This is a genomic window from Flavobacterium facile, from assembly GCF_036321945.1.
GTDB lineage: Bacteria > Bacteroidota > Bacteroidia > Flavobacteriales > Flavobacteriaceae > Flavobacterium > Flavobacterium facile.
In genome coordinates, this window is the sequence record NZ_JAZAYT010000030.1 from 1 (window position 1) to 21600 (window position 21600).

The following is a 21600-nucleotide window of genomic DNA, read 5'->3' on the forward strand; positions in this document are numbered from 1 at the left end:
GCGTTATTACAAAGTTACGAGTTGCAGTACAACTGTTTGCATCTGTTACCGTTACGGTATAAGTTCCTGCAGAAAGTCCAGTTGCAGTAGCAGCTGTTCCTCCAGAAGGCGACCAAGAATAAGTATAGCTAGGAGTTCCTCCAGAAGGTGAAACTGTAGCCGTACCGTTAGAACCACCATTACAAGATACGTTTGTTTGAGAACCAGTTGCTACAGAAATAGCAGTTGGTTGTGTGATTGTAAAGTTACGAGTTGCAGTACAACTGTTAGCATCAGTAACTGTTACAGTATAAGTTCCTGCAGAAAGTCCAGTTGCAGTAGCAGCTGTTCCTCCAGAAGGCGACCAAGAATAAGTATATCCGCCAGCTCCGCCAGAAGGAGTAACTGAAGCCGAACCATTCGAACCACCATTACAAGATACGTTTGTTTGAGAACCAGTTGCTACAGAAATAGCCGTTGGTTGCGTTATTACAAAGTTACGAGTTGCAGTACAACTGTTTGCATCAGTAACTGTTACGGTATAAGTTCCTGCAGAAAGTCCAGTTGCAGTAGCAGCTGTTCCTCCAGAAGGCGACCAAGAATAAGTATAGCTAGGAGTTCCTCCAGAAGGTGAAACTGTAGCCGTACCGTTAGAACCACCATTACAAGAAACATTAGTTTGCGCAGCAGTTGCCGTACTGATAGACGTTGGTTGTGTGATTGTAAAGTTACGAGTTGCAGTACAACTGTTTGCATCAGTAACGGTTACAGTATAAGTTCCTACAGAAAGTCCAGTTGCTGTAGCAGCTGTTCCTCCAGAAGGTGACCAAGAGTAAGTATATCCGCCAGCTCCGCCAGAAGGAGTAACTGAAGCCGAACCATTCGAACCACCATTACAAGAAACATTGGTTTGTGCAGCAGTTGCCGTACTGATAGACGTTGGTTGTGTAATTGTAAAGTTACGAGTTGTAATACAACTGTTAGCATCAGTAACTGTTACAGTATAAGTTCCTGCAGAAAGTCCAGTTGCTGTTGCAGCCGTTCCTCCAGAAGGTGACCAAGAATAAGTATAACCAGGAGTTCCTCCAGAAGGAGTTACCGAAGCGGAACCATTCGAACCACCATTACAAGATACGTTTGTTTGAGAACCAGTTGCTACAGAAATAGACGTTGGTTGCGTTATTACAAAGTTACGAGTTGCAGTACAACTGTTAGCATCAGTAACTGTTACCGTATAAGTTCCTACAGAAAGTCCAGTTGCTGTAGCAGCCGTTCCTCCAGAAGGTGACCAAGAGTAAGTATATCCGCCAGCTCCGCCAGAAGGAGTAACTGAAGCCGAACCATTCGAACCACCATTACAAGAAACATTGGTTTGTGCAGCAGTTGCCGTACTGATAGACGTTGGTTGTGTAATTGTAAAGTTACGAGTTGTAATACAACTGTTAGCATCAGTAACTGTTACAGTATAAGTTCCTGCAGAAAGTCCAGTTGCTGTTGCAGCCGTTCCTCCAGAAGGTGACCAAGAATAAGTATAACCAGGAGTTCCTCCAGAAGGAGTTACCGAAGCGGAACCATTCGAACCACCATTACAAGATACGTTTGTTTGAGAACCAGTTGCTACAGAAATAGACGTTGGTTGCGTTATTACAAAGTTACGAGTTGCAGTACAACTGTTAGCATCAGTAACTGTTACCGTATAAGTTCCTACAGAAAGTCCAGTTGCTGTAGCAGCCGTTCCTCCAGAAGGTGACCAAGAGTAAGTATATCCGCCAGCTCCGCCAGAAGGAGTAACTGAAGCCGAACCATTCGAACCACCATTACAAGAAACATTGGTTTGTGCAGCAGTTGCCGTACTGATAGACGTTGGTTGTGTAATTGTAAAGTTACGAGTTGTAATACAACTGTTAGCATCAGTAACTGTTACAGTATAAGTTCCTGCAGAAAGTCCAGTTGCTGTTGCAGCCGTTCCTCCAGAAGGTGACCAAGAATAAGTATAACCAGGAGTTCCTCCAGAAGGAGTCACCGAAGCGGAACCATTCGAACCACCATTACAAGATACGTTTGTTTGAGAACCAGTTGCTACAGAAATAGCCGTTGGTTGTGTAATAGTAAAATTAGAAGTTGAAATTTGACTAACTGCATCAGTTATTGTACAAACATAGGCGCCAGCACTTAAGCCTGTGGCCGTTGCTCCTGTTCCGCCACTTGGAGACCAAGAATAAGTATAAGGAGCTGTTCCTCCTGTAGGACTTGCTGTTGCTGATCCGTTTGAGCCTCCAAAACAAGAAACATTAATTTGAGGTTTAGCTGGATTAAATGTATATGATCTTCCGCTTCCAGGCCAAGTAGTATTATTGTCATTTGCGGTAACTATACTACTAGTATTAGTATTAACACTAACACTTATAAAATCTGTTGTCCCGTTCGTTAATATTCCTACAGAAAAACCGCCGTTTAAATTATTTCCTGCTCCGTAAACAAATTTTATGATATTTGATGTCTCATACAGCCAAATTTGAAATTTCTTGTCTGCTGTACCTGTATTGCCTAAGTATGAAAGGTTATATTCAACAACTAACTTTCTTGAACCAACAGCCCCAGTAAGGCGATATTGAACATTTCCGTTTGCATCAGTATAATTATCATCCCAGTAAGGAAGTAGGTAAGGCCCGGTTAGATTGCTAAATAGATTGTTATAATCTGTAGCAGCAGCTCCGCCTAGTCTCATGATTCCATTCGATGTAACAGAAAAATTGGTGTAGTTAACTCCATTGTACATAAAGTTAAAGCCAATGTTGGTATTTGCTGAACTATCGTCATCAAAAAAAGTACCTAATAGATTTGTAAAAGCTCCTGTTTCTAAAACTTCACCTGTTGTCGTTGAATAAGAGTAACTGTTTACTTGTCCTTGGGTATTTAATGAAAAGACAAAAAGTAACCACATTAAAGTTAAAGTAAGATTTTTTTTCATAGTTTTTTTTTTAGATTTTTTTTGAAAATGACGTTTTATAATAAGCGACATTTTTGTAATTATTTTATAGTTAATTTAATGATTAACAAGATGTTAAAATATCTATTTTTATCGTTACGGCTTAGTCGTAAGCTTTGTTAATTTTTTATAGAGGCGTAAAGTTGTGTGTTTGTTTAAGTTCTTAGTTAGTCAATATACTTTTGATCCTGCTTTTTGTAATTAGTGGTTAAAAATGTATGACTTGTGTAATGAACTATTAAATCGATAATTATATTCTTCTCTATATCGGGAAATATTTTGTTCCCATTATTTCGTCCATAATTTCAGTTTTTAGTTTTAATTAATTTTTATTACAAAAATATATATTCATTGGTTGGTCTGGCTAATTAATGTCATAAAGTAGATTTTTTATGTCATGAAAATTAATTAAAGAAAAACTTATTACGACTAAGTACATGTGGTTTTTTGAGTACTAATATGTTTGTTTTAAAATAATCAAATCACAATCTTATTTTAAAAAAATGAATCAGAATTAGAAATCTTCAGTTTTTTATAAGAACTTTGCATACTTTTTTCGGTAATATCCGAAGGATTAAAGTTTTAAAAATGAAGAAGAAGATTGAAATTTTAGCTCCGGCAAAAGATTTAATTCAAGGAATTGCTGCCATTAATTCTGGTGCAGATGCCGTTTATATTGGTGCGCCTCTATATGGTGCAAGATCAAATGCTACTAATTCTATTGAAGATGTAGCCGAATTGGTAAAATATGCACATTTATTTAACGCACAGGTTTTTGTCGTTATCAATACGATTTTGTATGATAATGAATTAGAATCGTGTCGTCAAATGATTTGGAAATTGTATCACATTGGTGTGGATGCCTTGATTATTCAAGACATGGCCATCATGGAAATGGAATTGCCTCCAATCGTTTTACACGCGAGTACGCAAGCTAACAATCGTGATGCTGATAAAATTAAATTCTTAGCAGATGCTGGAATGAAACGTGTGGTTTTAGCTCGTGAATTAAACTTACACCAAATTAAAGAAATCAGCGAAGCTTCAGATGTTGAATTAGAATTCTTCGTAACGGGTGCTTTATGTGTTTCGTTCAGTGGAAACTGTTATATGAGTGTGGCAAATGGAGAGCGTTCGGCAAATCGTGGTTCTTGTGCACAAAACTGTCGTTTACCTTACAACTTAATTGATGGAAATGGTGAAACGTTAATCAAAAATAGTCACTTACTTTCGATAAAAGATTTCGATGTTTCAAACCAAATTCCAAATTTAGTAGAAGCTGGAATTGTTTCATTCAAAATTGAAGGCCGTTTAAAAGATATCGTTTACGTAAAAAATAACGTGTCGTATTTACGTCAGAAATTAGATGCTTTCTTAGCTGAAAATCCTGAAAAATACAAAAAAGCTTCTTCTGGAACTTGTACATTTTTGTTTGATTCTTCTTTAGATAGAAGTTTTAATCGTGGTTACACGGATTATTTCGTAAACGAAAGACATCAAGCCATCGGTTCTTGGGAAAGTCCAAAATCGAAAGGTCAATATATTGGAAAACTAATCAAAACGGTTGGAAATTCGTATCATATTGAAAATGGAGAATTACTAAATAATGGTGATGGACTTTGTTTTATTAATTCTGAAAATGAAGCAGAAGGAATTTACGTGAACAAGGCGGAGAACGGAATTGTCTATCCAAATGTGTTGAAAGAAATTGCAGACGGAACTTTTATTTACAGAAATAACGATGCGGCTTTCATTAAAATTGTAGAAAGAGAAGATAGTGCGGTTCGAAAAATTAGTACGACTTTATTACTTAAAGAAAGTGAAAATGGTTTCGAATTAATCGCTACAGATGAAGATGGAAACGTAAGTTCTGTAAATTTAATTCATCCAAAAGAACAAACAAAAAATAACGAATCTATTGAAGAAAACTTCAAAGTAAACTTAGCAAAAACAGGTTTTACACCTTATACGGCTGACGAAATTACAATTGAGTTTTCTCAAAATTGGTTTTTACCTATTTCTAAAATTAACGAAATGCGCAGAACGGTTTTCGAACAATTATCAGAAATTCGTTTACAAAATTATGTTCGTAAAGAACACCAAATGGTGAAAACATCGCATCCTTATCCAGAAACAAAACTGGATTTCATGTACAATGTAGCCAACAAAACAGCTCGTAAATTTTACGAACGTCATGGTGTAACCGAAATTGAAAAAGCTTTCGAATTACAATGGGATCCAGGAAAATCTCGTGTAATGACTACCAAATATTGTATCAAATACGAATTGGAACGTTGCCCAAAATACCATCGTGAAAACATGGACAAAAAACTCAAAGAACCTTTAGTACTAAAACAAGGTGAATTGGAGTACAAACTAAAATTCAATTGTAAACCTTGTGAAATGGAAATTTGGGAAAAAGATGCCGAATTTGAAATTGAAGAAGATCATATTCATTAAATATAAAAACCGATGCTTTGCTAAAAAGACATCGGTTTTTTATTACTAAATTCTGTCAATCTGAACTTGTTTCAGATTCTACGTTTCCGAGATTTATTGTCTTTTGAGATTCTGAAATAAATTCAGAATGACAAATGTCTTTATTTTTAAAATGTAGGGTTTTATTTCTTAATCTAGGTTAAGTGTTTTTCTTTTGATAGCATTGTAAATTTGTATCATAATAATCACTAAATTTATATATGATGAAAAATACAGTTTTACACAAAGCCAATACAAGAGGTCATGCCAATCACGGTTGGTTAAATGCCTACCATAGTTTTAGTTTCGCAAGTTGGTACAATCCAGAAAGAGTACAATTTGGAACGTTACGCGTTTTAAATGATGATACGGTTGCAGCTGGAATGGGTTTCGGAACGCATCCACACGACAATATGGAAATTATCACGATTCCTTTAGAAGGTGATTTGGCGCATAAAGACAGTATGGGAAATGAATCTACTATCAAAACTGGAGATGTGCAAGTAATGAGCGCTGGAACAGGAATTCAACACAGTGAGTTCAACCCAAATGCTGATTTACAAACCAAACTATTCCAAATTTGGTTATTCCCAAAAACTAGAAATGTGGAACCTCGTTACCAACAAATTACTTTAGACGTAACGGAACAAAAAAATAACTTCGAACAAATTTTATCTCCAAATGCTGAGGATGCTGGAGTTTGGATTCACCAAGATGCGTGGTTTCATTTAGCAGATTTCGAAAAAGATTTTTCTAAAACCTACGAATTAAAAAAAGAAGGAAACGGAATGTATGTTTTTGTAATTTCTGGAACAATTACCGTTGACGGACAAGAATTAGAAACGCGTGATGGTTTAGGAATTACCGATTTTAAAACCTTAGAGTTTAAAGCGACTTCCGATGCGAAATTTTTGCTAATGGAAATTCCAATGGAACATTAATTTGTTATGATGAACGAAGAAGTACAACTAAAAAGCAATGATAAAAATGGAGCTTTTTTCATTGAAATAGACGGAAAACAAGAAGCATTAATGACATTCGTTTTTGCTGGCGATGATAAAATAATTATTGATCATACGGAAGTCAATTCAGGTAATAACGGAAAAGGTTTTGGTAAAAAAATGGTTGCAAAAGCTGTTGAATTTGCCAGAGAAAAAGGAATTAAAATCATTCCACTTTGTCCGTTTGCGAAAAGTGTTTTTGATAAAACGCCAGAGTTTAAAGATGTTTTATAAACATGGAAAATCTTTTAGAAAATAACATAACTGGAAAAATTGGTACGCAGAAATATTTGTGTACCATTTCTTGGCGTAACGGAACTTTTGTAATGGATGAACCCGAAAGTATTGAAGGAAAAGATTTAGGTCCAGATCCATATTCTACACTTTTGTCATCATTAGCAGGTTGTACTTTGTCTACGTTACGAATGTATATCGATAGAAAAGGTTGGGATATTCCGGAAATAAACATTTCACTGAATTTAGCTCAAGAAAATAATCCCGAATTAACTACAACGATATCAAGAATCATTACTTTTTCAAACACAATTGAAGAAGATATAAAAAACAGGTTATTAGTAATTGCCGAAAAATGTCCTGTTTCTAAAATTCTAAAAAACAACATTTTAATCAACACAACTATATAGTCATGGATCCGAAGAACATTAAAAAAGAATATACAAATGGCGAAGTAACCATTGTATGGCAATCTGGAAAGTGTACACATTCTGGAAATTGTGTAAAAAATAATCCTGATGTGTTTAAACCAAAAGAACAACCTTGGATTACGCCAGAAAATTCAACTACTGATAAAATTATTGAAACTGTGAAAAAGTGTCCATCTGGCGCTTTGTCATTTTATTTAAACGATAAATAATGGTTCAATTCACAACAATTGTAAACGCTTCTTTGGAAAAAGTATGGCGACATTTAATTTTAAAAATTGAAAAGCCAGAAAACTTTGTTCCAGGTGTGAGCGATGTGATTATTTTAGAGAAAAAGGAAGACTTCGTAACCAGAAAAATGACAATCACTACAGCTGAAAATGCTACAAATTTGGTAGAGAAAATTACTTTTGTGCCTTATAAAGTAAGATTTTTGTTGTTAGAGCATCCGAAATTTGAAGGTTATGTAGATAATGATATTAAGTCCATTTCAGAAAATGAAACAGAAATAACTTTCTCTATAAATTGGAAAGATAAATCGACACAATTAGAATTTGACAATCAAGAAATGGTGAAAAACGCCGTATTGAAAACGAAAACTTTTATAGAAAATAACTAATGAGAAAAATCATTGCTTTTGCGGGTTCTTCAAGTAAGACATCCATAAACAAACAATTGGTAACTTATGCTGCCAACCAATTTGAAAATGCTTCTGTGGAAGTGTTAGATTTAAACGATTATGAAATGCCTGTTTATTCTGTAGACAAAGAAAAAGAAAACGGAATTCATAAATTAGCAACCGATTTCTATGCGAAAATTGGAAGCGCCGATTTACTTGTTGTTTCATTTGCAGAACACAACGGAAATTTTTCTGCAGCTTTCAAAAATGTATTAGATTGGACGTCAAGAATCAATGCAAAAACGTTTCAGGAAAAAGAAATGTTATTATTAGCTACTTCTCCTGGTGCTCGTGGTGGAAGTTCGGTGTTAGATATTGCCGCCAAACGATTTCCATTTCAAGGCGGCATTGTAAAAGGCAGTTTTTCTTTGCCAAGTTTCAACGATAATTTTGATGCCGAAAAAGGAATAACAAACGAAGACTTGAAAAAGCAATTATTAGAAATTATAAAAGCGATTTAGTTTTTTAATTATAAAAGAAAAGGGAAGTTCTGATGTAGAAACTTCCCTTTTTTTATTTTACTTTTTCAAACTAACATTCTCAAATGTCGAAACATCAATAATTTCTTCATTATCCAAATCGAAAGAAATTTTCACATTGTCACCAACAGCCGTAATTGGCAATTGATTAGAAATTTGTGAAGAACCTACAAAAATATTTGGATAATCTTTCACCGTAAAGTAATAAAAACTATTTCCGTTTTTCACATCATTCTGAATTCTTACAATAACGGATTCAACAACTTTTTTTGCAGATTTACTATCTGCATTTATTTTATTTCCAGAAGAATTTAATACGGTTTTATATGCTGTTAAGGCTTCGCGCATGGTGTTTCCTGTTCCAACAATCGTGTAATCTGAAATGGAAACCATCGCGTACATTTTCACCAAACCACCATTGTCTTTTAAGGTCATTACATATGTTGGAATGTTGTTAATATTGTATGGAATTGGTAAGGAAGCCACAAATCCTTTTTCCTGAACTTTTCCTTGTGCAGAACTTTGTGCCGCATATTCTGTTGCACCACTTTGCTTGTAAAAAGTAGTTTCTTTCGTTCTCGTATCTACCAAAACAAATCCAACAGCCGATTCGTCTTTTCCTACAGATGTAATCCCAGTATACCAATACGATTTATTGTTTTCGCCATACACTAAAGTCAAATCTTCTGTAATTTGAAGTTTGTTTTCGTTAGAAAAATTCCAATATCCTTTTACATATTCACCCCAATCGTTCAATTGATTTTTAATAAATGAAATCGGTTGAATTCTATCTACCCAAGTTGGCGTATTTTTAATGTTATATTCTTTTATTTCGCCACTTTGTGCATTTACAACCACAACTCCAGTAGCATCATTACCTGAAAAACCAATTTGTTTTTTGTATTTAGTAACTACCCAATATGGCGTTCCAGCATCGTCAATTTCAAAAGAAAAATCGGTTAAACCAACGGTGTTAAATCCATTAAAATATAAATATCTATGTAAATTACTTCCAAAATACGCTTCTCTTTGGTATTTTAAAAATATAGGTTTTCCATTCACTTCTTGAACCAATTTCACATCTCGTTCATTAGTGGCAGAAACCATTACATAACCTGTTGTTCCTTGTTTGTTATTCAACCATTTAAAAAATCCAGAATGTTCTAAAGGCGCAATCCAATATAATTTTCCGTTGACTTTCTGAATAAAAAACTCACCTAATTGTGCCTGACTTCCCAATGCTGGTTGCGAACCTAATATTTTTTCACCTAATAAATACGCTAAATTTTCATCCACAACTCTAATTTCATTCATTGAAATCGGCGCAATATGATTAGTTAATTTATCACCATTAGCTACTTTTCCAATTAAATTTTTATAATCTTGATTTCTAAAAATAGGATGCGAAGTGAAAAACGGCAATACAAATGCATATAAAATAGCAATTCCAATTAATAAAGCTGGAAGTTTCCAAAATACTTGAACGGGTTTGTAACTTTTCCCATCTGAACTAATCGTAAATTTAGAAAAAGAGAAAAATAATAAAGCGGCAATAATTAGTAGTAAAACGGTTATGCCCGAAAAACCATAACTTATTACAGGTAACGAAACATAGAAAAAGAATACTGTTACAAGAATAACAAGTAGAATGGGTACTAATTTTTTCATTTAAATTTAGTTTAGATTTTGAAATATTAGTCATTAATTTGACAAGATTGTTACAAAATAAGTACTTTTGTTTTTCAAAAAGTCGAAACAATAATCTTGAAACAAAATACTATGAAAGCATACGTTTTTCCTGGACAAGGCGCTCAATTTACCGGAATGGGTAAAGATTTATATGAAAATTCAGCATTAGCTAAAGAACTATTCGAAAAAGCTAATGAGATTTTAGGTTTCCGAATTACAGATATTATGTTTGAAGGAACTGCAGAAGAATTAAAAGAAACAAAAGTAACACAACCAGCGGTTTTTTTACATTCTGTAATTTTAGCTAAAACTTTAGAAAACTTTAAACCAGAAATGGTAGCTGGACATTCTTTAGGAGAATTTTCCGCTTTAGTAGCAAATGGCGCTTTATCTTTCGAAGATGCTTTATTGTTGGTTTCTAAAAGAGCTTTAGCGATGCAAAAAGCGTGTGAAATTACACCTTCAACAATGGCTGCCGTTTTAAATTTAGACGATAAAATTGTGGAAGACATTTGTGCTTCTATTGATGGAGTAGTAGTAGCTGCGAATTACAACTGTCCTGGACAATTAGTAATTTCTGGAGAATACAAAGCGGTGGAATTAGCTTGTGAAAAAATGAAAGAAGCTGGTGCAAAACGTGCTTTAATTTTACCAGTTGGTGGTGCTTTCCACTCACCAATGATGGAACCCGCTCGTGAAGAATTAGCAGCTGCTATTGAAGCTACAACTTTCTCACAACCAATTTGCCCAGTATATCAAAATGTAACGGCAAGTGCAGTTTCTGATGCAAATGAAATTAAGAAAAACTTAATTATCCAATTAACCGCTCCAGTAAGATGGACACAATCTGTAAATCAAATGATTGCGGATGGTGCGACAAGTTTTACAGAAGTTGGACCAGGAAAAGTATTGGTCGGATTGGTAAATAAAATTAATAAAGAAGTCGAAACGATTTCGGCATAAGAATACAATTTCACAAAAAAGGTTGTCTAAAAAGTAATTATTAAGAATCTGAACTTGTTTCAGATTCTTAATAATATTGAAAACTAATTGTTTTTAGATTCTGAAATAAATTCAGAATGACAAGTTTTCAGGCTTTTTCGACTACCTTTTTTTGCTATCTTTGGTAAAAGAATTCCAAAATATATGAATTTAAACTTACGAACGGTAAACGTTACTCGATATATTACGCCACTTCGCGAAGGTGGTTCTTTACCAGCTTTAGCGGAAGCAGATGACGATTTTAAATATGTTTTGAAATTTCGTGGCGCTGGTCATGGAGTGAAAGCCTTAATTTCCGAATTTTTAGGCGGTCAAATTGCCAGATATTTAGGATTGCCCATTCCAGAATTGGTATTAGCAAATCTAGATGAAGCTTTCGGAAGAACAGAAGGCGATGAAGAAATTCAGGATTTATTAAAATTTAGTCAAGGTTTAAATTTAGGCTTGCATTATTTATCGGGTTCCATAACCTATGATGCTGCGGTTAATGATTGTGAACCTTTGCTGGCTTCTAAAATAGTTTGGTTTGATGCTTTTATTACGAATGTAGACAGAACGTTTAAAAACACCAATTTATTAATTTGGAAGAAAGAATTATGGCTAATTGATAACGGTGCTTCCTTCTATTTTCATCATTCTTGGACGAATTGGGAAAAAAGTGCGGTTACTCCATTTTCCTTAATAAAAGATCACGTTTTATTACCAAAAGCTAGTCATTTACAAGAAGCACATCAAGAATTTACGGCAAAATTAAACAATACGATTTTAAGAGAAATTGTCAACCAAATTCCAGAAGATTGGTTACTTTGGGAAGATGGTGCCATTACTCCAAATGAAATTAAAGAAGTTTATTTTCAGTTTTTATCGATTCGATTAGCGAACTCAGAATTATTTTTAAAAGAAGCGCAAGATGCACGAAAAACACTTATATGATTATGCTGTACTTCGTGTCGTACCAAAGGTTGAGCGCGAAGAATTTGTCAATGTGGGTTTGATGCTTTTATGCAAGCGTCAGAAATATTTGCGAATTGAATATCAAATTCCAACAGAAAAAATAATGGCTTTTTGTTCCGAATTTGATATCGAACAAGTACAAATAAATGTTGAGGCTTTCGTAAAAATTTGCAAAGGAAAATCGGATGGCGGACCTATTGGTCAATTTCCAATTGAAGAACGTTTCAGATGGTTAACGGCTGTAAAAAGTTCAAGTATTCAAACGTCTCGACCACATTCTGGATTTAGTTCCGATTTGGATGCGACCTTTGAAAAATTATATGCAGAATTAGTTTTATAAATTTATAGTGAAAATGGAACACTTTTTTAAAAATATCGAAGCTGCTAAAGTCATTTCTCCTGAAATTGAGTATTCAAAATATGTAGCCTTAGATTTATCAATTACAAATACAGAATTACAAAATCATAAATTAGAAACCGCTCAAGATTACGAAGTTTTTATTCAAAATCAATTGGATAAAAAGGATGGGAAAATCATGTTTGGTGGCTATATAGAAAATCGAAATTTATATAAAAGAAGTTCAGTTTTTAAAAATTCGAACACAGAAGAAAGAAACATTCATATTGGTTTAGATTTGTGGATTAACGAACAAGCGCCAATTTTCGCAGCTTTAGAAGGAAAAATTCATAGTTTTCAAAACAATATAGCTTTAGGCGATTATGGTCCGACTATAATTTTAGAACATCAAATAGCTGATGTTAAATTCCATACGTTATACGGTCATTTGAGTGAAGCAAGTTTAGAAGGCAAAAAAGTAGGTGATTTAGTTCAAAAAGGACAACAAATTGCAACATTAGGTTTGCCGCCAATTAACGGCGATTATGCATCACATTTACACTTTCAAATTATTATCGATATAGAAGGAAAATTTGGCGATTATCCTGGAGTTTGTAGTGAAAATAAACTTCCGTTTTATAAAGAAAATTGTCCTGATCCAAATTGGCTGTTGAAAATAAAATAAATAAACTAAATAATTTTAAAGATGAAAAAAATACTATTTTCAGTTTTAGTAGTAGCAACTTTAATTTCTTGCAAAGAAGAAACACGTGCAAAAGTAAAAGACGCAAGTAAAGCAGTTGGCGCAGAAGTAAAAACTGCGGCTCAAAAAACAAAAGCCAAAGTGGGTAAATATATCGACACAGCAAAAGTGAAACAAAAAGCAAATAAAATTATCGTAAAAGGTGCTGAAGCGATTGAAAAAGGTGCGAAAAAAGTAAAAGAATCAGCAGATAAGAAATAGTTTAAAAAAAGAAATCTCGTCAAGATAACAAGACGAGATTTCAAACTAAAAAAAACAACAACAATTATAATAAATTAAAAAGTATACGTTATTTTTCCTTTTATAAAAAAGGGGGTTCCAGGTGTAAAGTGTATTTCTTCAACGGATTGGGTTTCGTTTTGCAATTGTGATTCGGTTGCAAATTGCGTTTCATTCCATTTGGTGTTGAAAAGGTTTTCGATGATTATTCCGTAATTTATTTTTTTGTATTGGTAATTCATGTTAAAATCGGAAATACAATATCCTTTGGCTACAATTGTATTGTCTTCATTTGCTGGTCGCGATTTCAAATATCTGTAATTTAAGCTTGACGAAAATCCTTTGTAATTCGTAACGCTAATTCCACCTGTTGAAGTTAAATCTGGTGCTAATGGAATGTAATTTTGTCCTTTAGGTTCTTCCGTACTTCTGGCATAGGTGTAATTAATATCAGAATTCAAATTAATGAATTTTGAAAGTTGGTATCTAAATCCAAAATCAATTCCCATTCTTCTTGTTTTTCCGCTTGGTTCAACAATTCCAGCATCGCCAACATAAACAAATTCTTGTTCTAGTTGTAAAAACCACAACGCACTATTAATAATTAGGTTGTCCATAGGTTTAAAAATGGTTCCTAAATCTGCTCCAGCTGAGGTTGGCAACGTTTTCTTGTCTGTTTGTGAAACAATAACTCTGGTGTCGTTCGAGTGAAAGCCTAAACCAGATTTTAAAAAATACTGCACTTTATTGTTTGGAGCATATATGAAATTTAATTTTGGCGAAATTTTCACTTTTTCTTCATTGTCAATTTGAAATGTTTGCGCTAATTTATCTAAGTACGAAAACTGAAAATAATCGAATCTAACCGCTGGATTAATAGTGAAATTACCCAATTCAATATCCGTATTAATATAACTGAAATAATTTTTCTGGTTAATGTTTCCCAACTTTAATTGGTTGATTGTTATAGTTCTGTTTTTCGTATTTGATAATTCTGAATCTTTGGTTTCATCTGTTCTTAATCCGAATCCAACTTGATAACTGCTCTTAGAATTATTTATTTTTTTATTGAATTCACCATTGAAACCATAAATAGTTCGGTTTTCTTTTTGTTTGATTTGATCACCATCAATTGGGTTTTCTAAGAAAAATGTAAAATTCGAATACAACTCAAATTGGTAGTTGTTATAATAGGTATTTCCTTTAAAAAAAAAGTTTTCAGAAATTGGTTTATAATATTCAAAATTCAAATTACTTCTTGAGGTTTTTCCACCTTCGGTATCATCTACAGCCCCAAATCTTGAAATAATTCCAGCATCAACAAGTCGTTGCGGAATTTGTCCAGATGCCGTCCATTCACTTGTAAATTGTGAACCTGTAATAGAGAATTTACTATTATCTTCTAAAATATTCGTAAATTTTCCAAACAAATTCAATCTTCTAAAATTCTGACTTGAAACATAAGGTCCATCAAAAGTGATGTATTCACTCGCAATAAAAGCGCTTTGTTTATTGTTTTTTGGTAATAAATTAAACATGCCAAGCGTTCTGATTGTGTTGAATTTACCAACTTCTAAACTGATGGAATTGTTATCTATTTTTTCTTTGGTTTTGAAAACTACGTAACCTGCTGTGGCAAAATCGCCTTTGTTCGCATAATAACTTCCTTTGCCAAAATCAATTTTATCTAAGGTTTCTGGAATTACAAAATGCAAATCGGCATAACCTTGTCCGTGAGCGTGAGAAACCATGTTGACTGGCATTCCGTCTACAGAAAGTGCAATATCAGTTCCGTGGTCAATATCAAATCCACGTAAAAATATTTGCTCTGCTTTTCCGCCACCAGCATGTTGTCCTATGAATAAACCTGGTACTTTTCGTAATATTTCTTGCGAAGAATTTACAGGTGAATTTTGCAAATCCAACTTCATAATTTGAGAAATGGCATTATTTTTTTTCGAAATAACTATTTCTTCAATATTAAAAGAAGAACTGGTTAAAACGATAGTTTTTTCTGAACCATTTACCAATTGCGTTTTCTTCTTAAAACCTAAAGCAGTAATAGTTAATACGTCATTATCAGATGTTTTATCTAAAATAAATTGACCGTTTTCGTTAGTATGTGCGTGCGATTTTGTGGTTTCGTTATATAAGTATGCATTTTCAATTGTGTTTCCCAATGTATCCTTAACAACGCCTTCTTTCTGCTGTGAAAAAACGATGGTGCTCAATAATAAAACGTAGATTTGAAATAGTTTTTTCATTATAGTTTTTCTATTTTTTCTTTCATATTTGGACCTAATTCATAAATGCTTGATAATAAATCTTCCTTAATTGGTTTAATTTTATCAGTCATTTTATTGGCTTTGTAAATTTCGGCCAAATGGTAATTTATTTCTGGTTCAAAGGATTTGTTTACGATATGTTTTTCGCAAATATCTAACGCTTTTTTGGTATTTCCTAAGTTATAATTCGCCCAAGCCAGTAAATCATACGATTCTGGTGTTGGTCGGTTTTTAATTTCTTGGTAGGCAATTTCTAATGCTTTTACGGCATCTTTCTTATTATCAGCAAATAAGATGGCGTTGTATTTGTTATACATTACACCATAATTTCTCTGCTGTAATGCGGCAAAATACTCTTGAATATATTTGTTTTTTTCTTGTTCGTTTTTGTTGAATTCTGCTAGTTCTGCTTTAAATAATTTAAAATCTGGTGAATTGTGTTTTTTAGCAATGATGTCGATAATTCGGCTGGCTTCTTTCGTGTTTTTCTCGTGTGAAAAGGCAATCCAAGCAATTCCTTTTAAAGCGTAATAATTGTTTTCGTCTTCTTTAAGTGTTTTTAAATAAAATGTATAGCTGTCGGAAATTCTTCCAGCATGACCATACATATCTCCTAAATTAGAATAAGACCAAATTTTTAAATGTTTATTTTCATTTAATTCTGCTTTTTTGGTTGCTTTTTCCATCAAAGTAATCGCAGTTGGTAAATCACCAATGTGATCGTTCCATTTTGCCATTCTGATTAAATAATCGAAATCTTCTGTGTTGTAAAATTTGGATAAGTTTTTCTTCGCTTCAGCATAATTTCCTAATTCCATATTTACATCAAAAAGAAGTTTTTGAGTTTCTTTAAAGCCTTCACCAATTTTTAAAGCTTTGTTTGCTAAAATTAATGCTTCTTTAAAACGATGTTGTGTGATGTAATTTTTTGCCAATGAACGAATTGGTCCAACTTCAGTATATTTTAAATCGGAATTAACTTTTACTAATAATTCTTCTGCTTTGTATAGATGATTGACTTCAAAAGTAGTTTCAAATAAGGAAGTGTAATATCCTGCAAGTTGACTTAAATAACTTGTTTGATTAGGAGCTGTATCATATTTTTTCTGCCAAAAATCAATTTCTGTTTTGGCTAGTTGTATGTTTTTATTTTCAGATATTTTTAAGTAAGAATCATAATCTGATGCATTCGTTACTTTAGTTTTTTCGTTTGTACAACTAGATATGCTAATTGTAAAAACTATAATTTTTAGAAGATTAGATATTTTCATTGTTGTGGTTTTTAGTTTAGTTTTTTGAAAAAATAGCGTGCACAATATTACTTATGCACGCTTTTAAATATTTTACCAAGCAGTTGCTAAGTATGGGAATGAAGTTAAAAATGCTTTGTCGTTCGCACCAACGTGATCTGAAGTCAAACCTGGATTTGATCCGCCAGTTGGTCCGCCAAAAATTAATAATAATTCCGTATCAATAACATCATCTGCTAAAGCTCTTCCTGTTAGTACATTAGTTCCATCAAAAAATGTTGTTGTTCCAGTTTTAGATACGCCTAATACGTCAGTAGCTAGTAAAGTTGTTAATTGAGTTGCAGTTTGTCCTAAAGCGTTAGTAGTATAACCAGAATTCAAAGCTAATAATCTCGATTGAAATACCGATTGATAATTGGCTCCCATAGCTGATGGAGTAGTCGTGTTGAAAGCATCTTTTGGAGCACCTGAAGCAATAAAAACTGTGTTAATTGCAGGACGAGCCATTTGATCTTTTTGTACGTAAGTTCCTGAGAAATCTGTTTGTTCTTCGGCAATTACGGTGTCATCATTATTACAACTTACAAATGTAGTAGCTGTAAGAATTGATAAAGTCAGAAATTTTATAGCATTTATTTTCATTTTATTTCGATTTAAAAATTAATTATTGTTTTTCTTTTGTTTCAGCCCAAACGTTAATTGAACTACTTGATCCTAACATTGATTTTGGAACTTCAATAACAGTTGATAATACATTAGTTCCTGCGAAAGTATCTGTTCCTGGGTTGTTAAATCCTGAAGCTGTTCCTGCAATTACTAATTTGTATTGATTTAAATCAAAGAAGAAAGGATCATCTCTTGGTCCAGCGAAAAATTTCATTCCACCAGAAGTTGAAGTCATTGCTGCGCTTCCGTATTGAGAAATTTCTACAGAACCTGCTGCATTTGAAGTTTTAATTGTGCTGCTTGTGCCTGTTGTTCCTGGAGCAATTGGTCCGAAAAAGTGCATTTTATTTCCTCTTCTAATTGCTTGAATTACTAAGTCTTCTACATTATCTCCATTGTTGTCAATGTTGATTTCTGTTAAAACGTTTTCTTTAAATGTTGCTGCACCTGTTGTTCCTGGTGTAAGTAATCCTTGCGTATTTACTACAAATACTAAGTTGTTGGTGTCTGCACCTTGAAACGCATATACATCTGTAATGTCGTTTCCTGTGTTTGAAACACCTGGCGAATCAATGTGATCTGCCGCTACTAATAATAAACCTGTTATCGCTACTAACGAAAGGCTTATGTACAATTTTGATTTTTTCATTTTGTTTAAGTTTAATGATTATATATACACTTACGGAAAAAGTTTGTTCTTGGATTTAAAAAATGTGAATTATTTTTTGAAGTATTGTTTTTAAAGGCTTTATGATGTTTTTTTTAACTTGATGAAATAAAACAATCCCAACTATTTGCATAATTGGGATTGTTTTTTGGATTGAAATATGCAATTATTTTTGATTGTTAATTTCGTATTTTCTTTCCACTTGTTTTTCCGTATTTAATTTGTTTGGTCCAATTGGGAAACGAACATCAACATGTTTAGATTCTAATTTTCCGTTATTATCTAATACATCTGCTCTGTTTGCAACTAAATTCCATGAAAAAGATACGTTTGATTTTCCTTTGCCTAATTCTTTTACTTTAAATCCGTTTGTTGTTTTTTCCGTTACAAATACGCCATTGCAATCTCCTTCTAATTGAATAAAAACTTTCATGGGGTGTTTTTCATCAATATAAATGTGTTTGCTTAATAACTTGTCTATAGAAATATAGGCTTCACCATTTACTAATTTTCCAGTTCCAAAATCTTCAAATAATATTTCTGGCGTTTCTGTTGCGTGTAAAATTCTGTTATTTCCTTCGTCATCTTTCACCATAGTTGATACAGATCCGCCACCTAAAACTTTATAAGAAGTTCCATTATTTTTTGCTCCAACAAAAACAAAATCTGTTGTAGAAGTATTGGCGTCAAAATAACCTCCATAAGTTACATCTCTTCTTGCCGTAGTTGTACCAGTAAAATAATCAACATCTTTACCTGCAATTCTGGCAAAAGGACCATTGCTTGTAGTTAAATTGTCATCTTGATCGTATTCAAAATATCCTGTAGTATAATCTACTCCTGCACCTTTACCAACGCCTCTGGCAAAAATACCTGTTGTTCCTTGTCCAGATGTTCCAATTGATTCACCTGGTAATTCTGTAAATGTGGTTCTTCCACCTACGCCAAGCACACCCATTACCGTTGAAGTTGCATTTGCTGCTGGATTAGCACTAATACCAATTACTCCTCTTCCTCCGTTTGCATCTAAATTTCCTCCGTCAATTACGAATTGAGTACCTGTAGCATTTAAAGCACGTATTGTTCTTGCTGAATTAGAACTATTTACAAATAATCCAATTTGTGCGGCTCCAGCATTTATAGTTGTTAGTGTATTAGTTTGTGACGTTCCTGCTCCAACAATTACTTGGCCGTCATTTTCTACTGTCATTCTTAATGCGGAATTAGTTCTGATTTGTAAATTCTGATTGTCAGAAGTTCCTAAGTATTGTGTACCTGGAGAAGTTCCTGCATTTCCTGTCAAACTCCAGTTTTGTCCTGCAGTAGATTTTAAAGCCGTCCATTCTGTACCCGACCAATAATAAAAACCAGGAGTAACACCAGTAATTCCAATTCCGGAAGTAGCAGTATTGTATACTAAAATTCCTGTTGCAATTGGTGCTGGGCCAACAGGCGCCGCAAGTAAAGTTGTTGTTAAAGCTACTCTTGGTATAAGTAAACCTCTGTTGTTACTTTCAATTTGTAATTCAACACCATTTTGAATAACAGTTGTGCCGATTCCAACTTGCGCACTCATAAAATTCATGGTTATTAGGGTGATTGTAAATAGTAAATTTTTCATATCGCTTTTTATTTTTAAGATTTCATTTTACTCATGTACGAGAAAAAGAATTACTTGGATTTAAAATCTTTTATTTTTTTCGGATACTTAAAAATTATTATATTTATCAAGGTTAAACAGAATACAAAATTTGTTAATATTTAAAACTGGAGTTTATTTAGAATAATTTTATATAGATTTGTAAAAACATAAAATATAATCTAATGAGTCAAGAAGAAGTTTTAAGTCTTATTGAAAAGAAAGATGGCAAAGCCTACACTTATTTATACAATATGTATTCAAAAAGTTTGTTTGCTGTTATTTCTAATTTAATAAAAAATAGAGAAGAAGCAGAAGACGTTTTACAAGATGTATTTGTGAAAATTTGGTCGAATATTGATTCTTATAATACAGATAAAGGAAGATTGTATACTTGGATGTTAAACATCACACGAAACACAACCATAGATAAAATGCGGTCTAAGGGATATAATAAATCTTTGAAAAACCAAGAGTTAGATAATTTCGTAGGTATAATAGATAACGAGAATAAGTTTATGAATAAAATTGATATAATTGGTGTAAGTGAGTTTATTAAAAAACTAAAACCAAAATGTATTCAAATTATAGATTTGTTATTTTTTAAAGGATACACTCAGGCGGAAACTTCGGAGGAACTGGAAATGCCATTAGGTACTGTAAAAACTTTAAATAGAACTTGTATCAACGATTTAAGAACTTATTTACAAGTATAGTTATGAAAAATAAAGAATTAATAGAGTCTGGTAATTTAGAGTTGTATGTATTCGGATTATTGTCTGAATCAGAAACGGCTGAAATTGCTAAAATTGCTGCTCAAGATGTTGCTGTTCAAAACGAAATTATTTCTATAGAGAAATCTGTTATTGCTTTGTCGTCTAGTTTTGCGCCAACATTATCTGCTGAAAATTATAATAAAATTAAGCAGAAATTAGATATTGATACGAAAGTTGTTCCGTTGAAACCAAAATCAAATTTAAGTCAATATGTTGGTTGGACAGCTGCTGCAGTTTTCTTATTGAGTTGTGGCTATTTATTTAATTTACAACAAAATAACGTAAGCGAAATTGACAATTTGTTAAACGAAAAAAACACGTTAGAGCAAACAGTTTCAGCAAAGGAAAAATTAAACAATCAAATTAATACTTCCTATTCAGTGCTAAAAGATGAAAATAATGTGGTTGTAAAATTAGCGGGTCAAGCTATTTCTCCAACTTCATCTGCAAAAGTGTATTGGAACAATAAAACGAATAAAGTTTTTATTGACGCATCTAGTTTGCCAACACCGCCAGACGGAATGGTATACCAAGTTTGGTCACTAAAATTAGCACCTACATTAACGCCAACAAGTATTGGTTTAATTGACAATGCGGAAGATAAAATGAAATATTTAATTGAAGTTGATGGAACAGTTGGAGCGGAAGCTTTCGGGATTACTTTAGAGCCAGCAGGCGGAAGTAAAACACCAACAATGGAACAATTATATACTTTAGGAAAAGTTTAAATTTTTTGGCACGCAATTTGAATATCGATTTATAAGTTCAAAAAATAATAACTTATTAAATCACAACCAAAATGAAAAAAGCAATTTTAGGTTTTGCATTCGTTGCTGCAGTTTTAGTTTCTTGCGAGGACAAAAACAAAAAAGAATTAGAAAACAAAGTAGACTCTTTGGAAGTTAAAACGGAAGAAGTGATTGACACGGCTGCCGCAAAATTAGACAAAGCTGTTGATTCTACTCAAGCAAAAGCTGGAGAAGCTCTTGAGAAAGGTGCTGAGAAGTTAGATGAAGCTGCAGAAAAATTGAAAGAAGCTTCTAAAAAGTAATTCTTTGAAAGGAATCCCAATGAAAGTTGGGATTT

Annotated in this window: 22 protein-coding genes; 15 read left to right on the top strand and 7 right to left on the bottom strand. The window is 33.1% G+C overall.

Annotation, left to right across the window (positions count from 1 at the left end):
* Positions 1–2950, bottom strand: a 2950-nt coding sequence (locus tag UEQ13_RS05170; protein WP_407934648.1) for a beta strand repeat-containing protein, incomplete at its 3' end; no start/stop codon positions are given.
* 606 nt (positions 2951–3556) lie between these two features.
* Here UEQ13_RS05170 and UEQ13_RS05175 point away from each other — a divergent pair.
* The 7 genes from UEQ13_RS05175 (at position 3557) to UEQ13_RS05205 (ending at position 8249) form a co-directional block, all read left to right on the top strand.
* Positions 3557–5428: a peptidase U32 family protein gene (locus tag UEQ13_RS05175; protein WP_329805307.1), complete on the top strand. Its 1872-nt coding sequence runs from the start codon at positions 3557–3559 to the stop codon at positions 5426–5428.
* Positions 5429–5670: 242 nt separating this feature from the next.
* Positions 5671–6387 carry a pirin family protein gene (locus UEQ13_RS05180; RefSeq protein WP_329805308.1) on the top strand — a complete coding sequence of 239 codons (717 nt, stop codon included), beginning with the start codon at positions 5671–5673 and terminating at the stop codon, positions 6385–6387.
* 9 nt (positions 6388–6396) lie between these two features.
* Positions 6397–6681 carry a GNAT family N-acetyltransferase gene (locus UEQ13_RS05185; protein ID WP_329805549.1) on the top strand — a complete coding sequence of 95 codons (285 nt, stop codon included), beginning with the start codon at positions 6397–6399 and terminating at the stop codon, positions 6679–6681.
* Positions 6682–6683: 2 nt separating this feature from the next.
* Positions 6684–7091: an OsmC family protein gene (locus UEQ13_RS05190; protein ID WP_329805309.1), complete on the top strand. Its 408-nt coding sequence runs from the start codon at positions 6684–6686 to the stop codon at positions 7089–7091.
* 2 nt (positions 7092–7093) lie between these two features.
* On the top strand, positions 7094–7321 hold the full coding sequence (locus tag UEQ13_RS05195; RefSeq protein ID WP_329805310.1) for a (4Fe-4S)-binding protein: 228 nt from the start codon (positions 7094–7096) through the stop codon (positions 7319–7321).
* On the top strand, positions 7321–7728 hold the full coding sequence (locus UEQ13_RS05200) for an AtaL-like protein (protein WP_329805311.1): 408 nt from the start codon (positions 7321–7323) through the stop codon (positions 7726–7728). Before UEQ13_RS05195 ends, UEQ13_RS05200 begins: the two co-directional genes overlap by 1 nt.
* Entirely contained in the window at positions 7728–8249 is a 522-nt protein-coding gene (locus tag UEQ13_RS05205) for an NADPH-dependent FMN reductase (protein WP_329805312.1), read from the top strand. The genes UEQ13_RS05200 and UEQ13_RS05205 overlap by 1 nt, the downstream gene beginning before the upstream one ends.
* A gap of 57 nt (positions 8250–8306) precedes the next feature.
* Here the strand turns inward: UEQ13_RS05205 and UEQ13_RS05210 are convergent, their stop codons facing one another.
* Positions 8307–9935, bottom strand: a complete 1629-nt coding sequence (locus UEQ13_RS05210) for a hypothetical protein (RefSeq protein WP_329805313.1) — start codon at positions 9933–9935, stop codon at positions 8307–8309.
* Positions 9936–10046: 111 nt separating this feature from the next.
* Here UEQ13_RS05210 and fabD point away from each other — a divergent pair, with 111 nt between their 5' ends.
* The 5 genes from fabD (at position 10047) to UEQ13_RS05235 (ending at position 13213) form a co-directional block, all read left to right on the top strand.
* Positions 10047–10919: an ACP S-malonyltransferase gene (gene fabD / locus UEQ13_RS05215; RefSeq protein WP_329805314.1), complete on the top strand. Its 873-nt coding sequence runs from the start codon at positions 10047–10049 to the stop codon at positions 10917–10919.
* Between the two features lie 183 nt (positions 10920–11102).
* Complete coding sequence (locus UEQ13_RS05220) at positions 11103–11891, top strand: HipA family kinase (RefSeq protein ID WP_329805315.1); 789 nt, start codon at positions 11103–11105, stop codon at positions 11889–11891.
* Positions 11869–12252 (top strand): DUF3037 domain-containing protein, encoded by a 384-nt coding sequence (locus UEQ13_RS05225; protein ID WP_329805316.1) that lies wholly within the window; start codon positions 11869–11871, stop codon positions 12250–12252. Before UEQ13_RS05220 ends, UEQ13_RS05225 begins: the two co-directional genes overlap by 23 nt.
* 13 nt (positions 12253–12265) lie before the next feature.
* Positions 12266–12934 carry a peptidoglycan DD-metalloendopeptidase family protein gene (locus UEQ13_RS05230; RefSeq protein WP_329805317.1) on the top strand — a complete coding sequence of 223 codons (669 nt, stop codon included), beginning with the start codon at positions 12266–12268 and terminating at the stop codon, positions 12932–12934.
* Between the two features lie 21 nt (positions 12935–12955).
* Complete coding sequence (locus UEQ13_RS05235; RefSeq protein ID WP_329805318.1) at positions 12956–13213, top strand: hypothetical protein; 258 nt, start codon at positions 12956–12958, stop codon at positions 13211–13213.
* 74 nt (positions 13214–13287) lie between these two features.
* Here UEQ13_RS05235 and UEQ13_RS05240 read toward each other — a convergent pair whose 3' ends face one another.
* The 5 genes from UEQ13_RS05240 to UEQ13_RS05260 form a co-directional block, all read right to left on the bottom strand.
* Positions 13288–15495 carry a TonB-dependent receptor gene (locus UEQ13_RS05240; RefSeq protein ID WP_329805319.1) on the bottom strand — a complete coding sequence of 736 codons (2208 nt, stop codon included), beginning with the start codon at positions 15493–15495 and terminating at the stop codon, positions 13288–13290.
* On the bottom strand, positions 15495–16787 hold the full coding sequence (locus UEQ13_RS05245; protein ID WP_329805320.1) for a tetratricopeptide repeat protein: 1293 nt from the start codon (positions 16785–16787) through the stop codon (positions 15495–15497). The genes UEQ13_RS05240 and UEQ13_RS05245 overlap by 1 nt, the downstream gene beginning before the upstream one ends.
* 72 nt (positions 16788–16859) lie before the next feature.
* Entirely contained in the window at positions 16860–17408 is a 549-nt protein-coding gene (locus UEQ13_RS05250; protein ID WP_329805321.1) for a DUF4331 family protein, read from the bottom strand.
* Positions 17409–17430: 22 nt separating this feature from the next.
* Positions 17431–18081: a DUF4331 family protein gene (locus tag UEQ13_RS05255; protein ID WP_329805322.1), complete on the bottom strand. Its 651-nt coding sequence runs from the start codon at positions 18079–18081 to the stop codon at positions 17431–17433.
* 184 nt (positions 18082–18265) lie between these two features.
* Positions 18266–19720 carry a hypothetical protein gene (locus tag UEQ13_RS05260; RefSeq protein ID WP_329805323.1) on the bottom strand — a complete coding sequence of 485 codons (1455 nt, stop codon included), beginning with the start codon at positions 19718–19720 and terminating at the stop codon, positions 18266–18268.
* Between the two features lie 203 nt (positions 19721–19923).
* Between UEQ13_RS05260 and UEQ13_RS05265 the strand changes: the two genes are divergently transcribed.
* From UEQ13_RS05265 to UEQ13_RS05275, 3 genes are all read left to right on the top strand, one after another.
* Positions 19924–20454: an RNA polymerase sigma factor gene (locus tag UEQ13_RS05265; RefSeq protein WP_329805324.1), complete on the top strand. Its 531-nt coding sequence runs from the start codon at positions 19924–19926 to the stop codon at positions 20452–20454.
* Between the two features lie 2 nt (positions 20455–20456).
* Positions 20457–21242: an anti-sigma factor gene (locus UEQ13_RS05270; protein ID WP_329805325.1), complete on the top strand. Its 786-nt coding sequence runs from the start codon at positions 20457–20459 to the stop codon at positions 21240–21242.
* A 71-nt stretch (positions 21243–21313) separates the two neighbouring features.
* The gene (locus UEQ13_RS05275; RefSeq protein WP_329805326.1) at positions 21314–21565 is read left to right on the top strand and encodes a hypothetical protein; all 252 of its coding nucleotides are present in this window, start codon (positions 21314–21316) and stop codon (positions 21563–21565) included.
* Positions 21566–21600 lie beyond the last annotated feature (35 nt).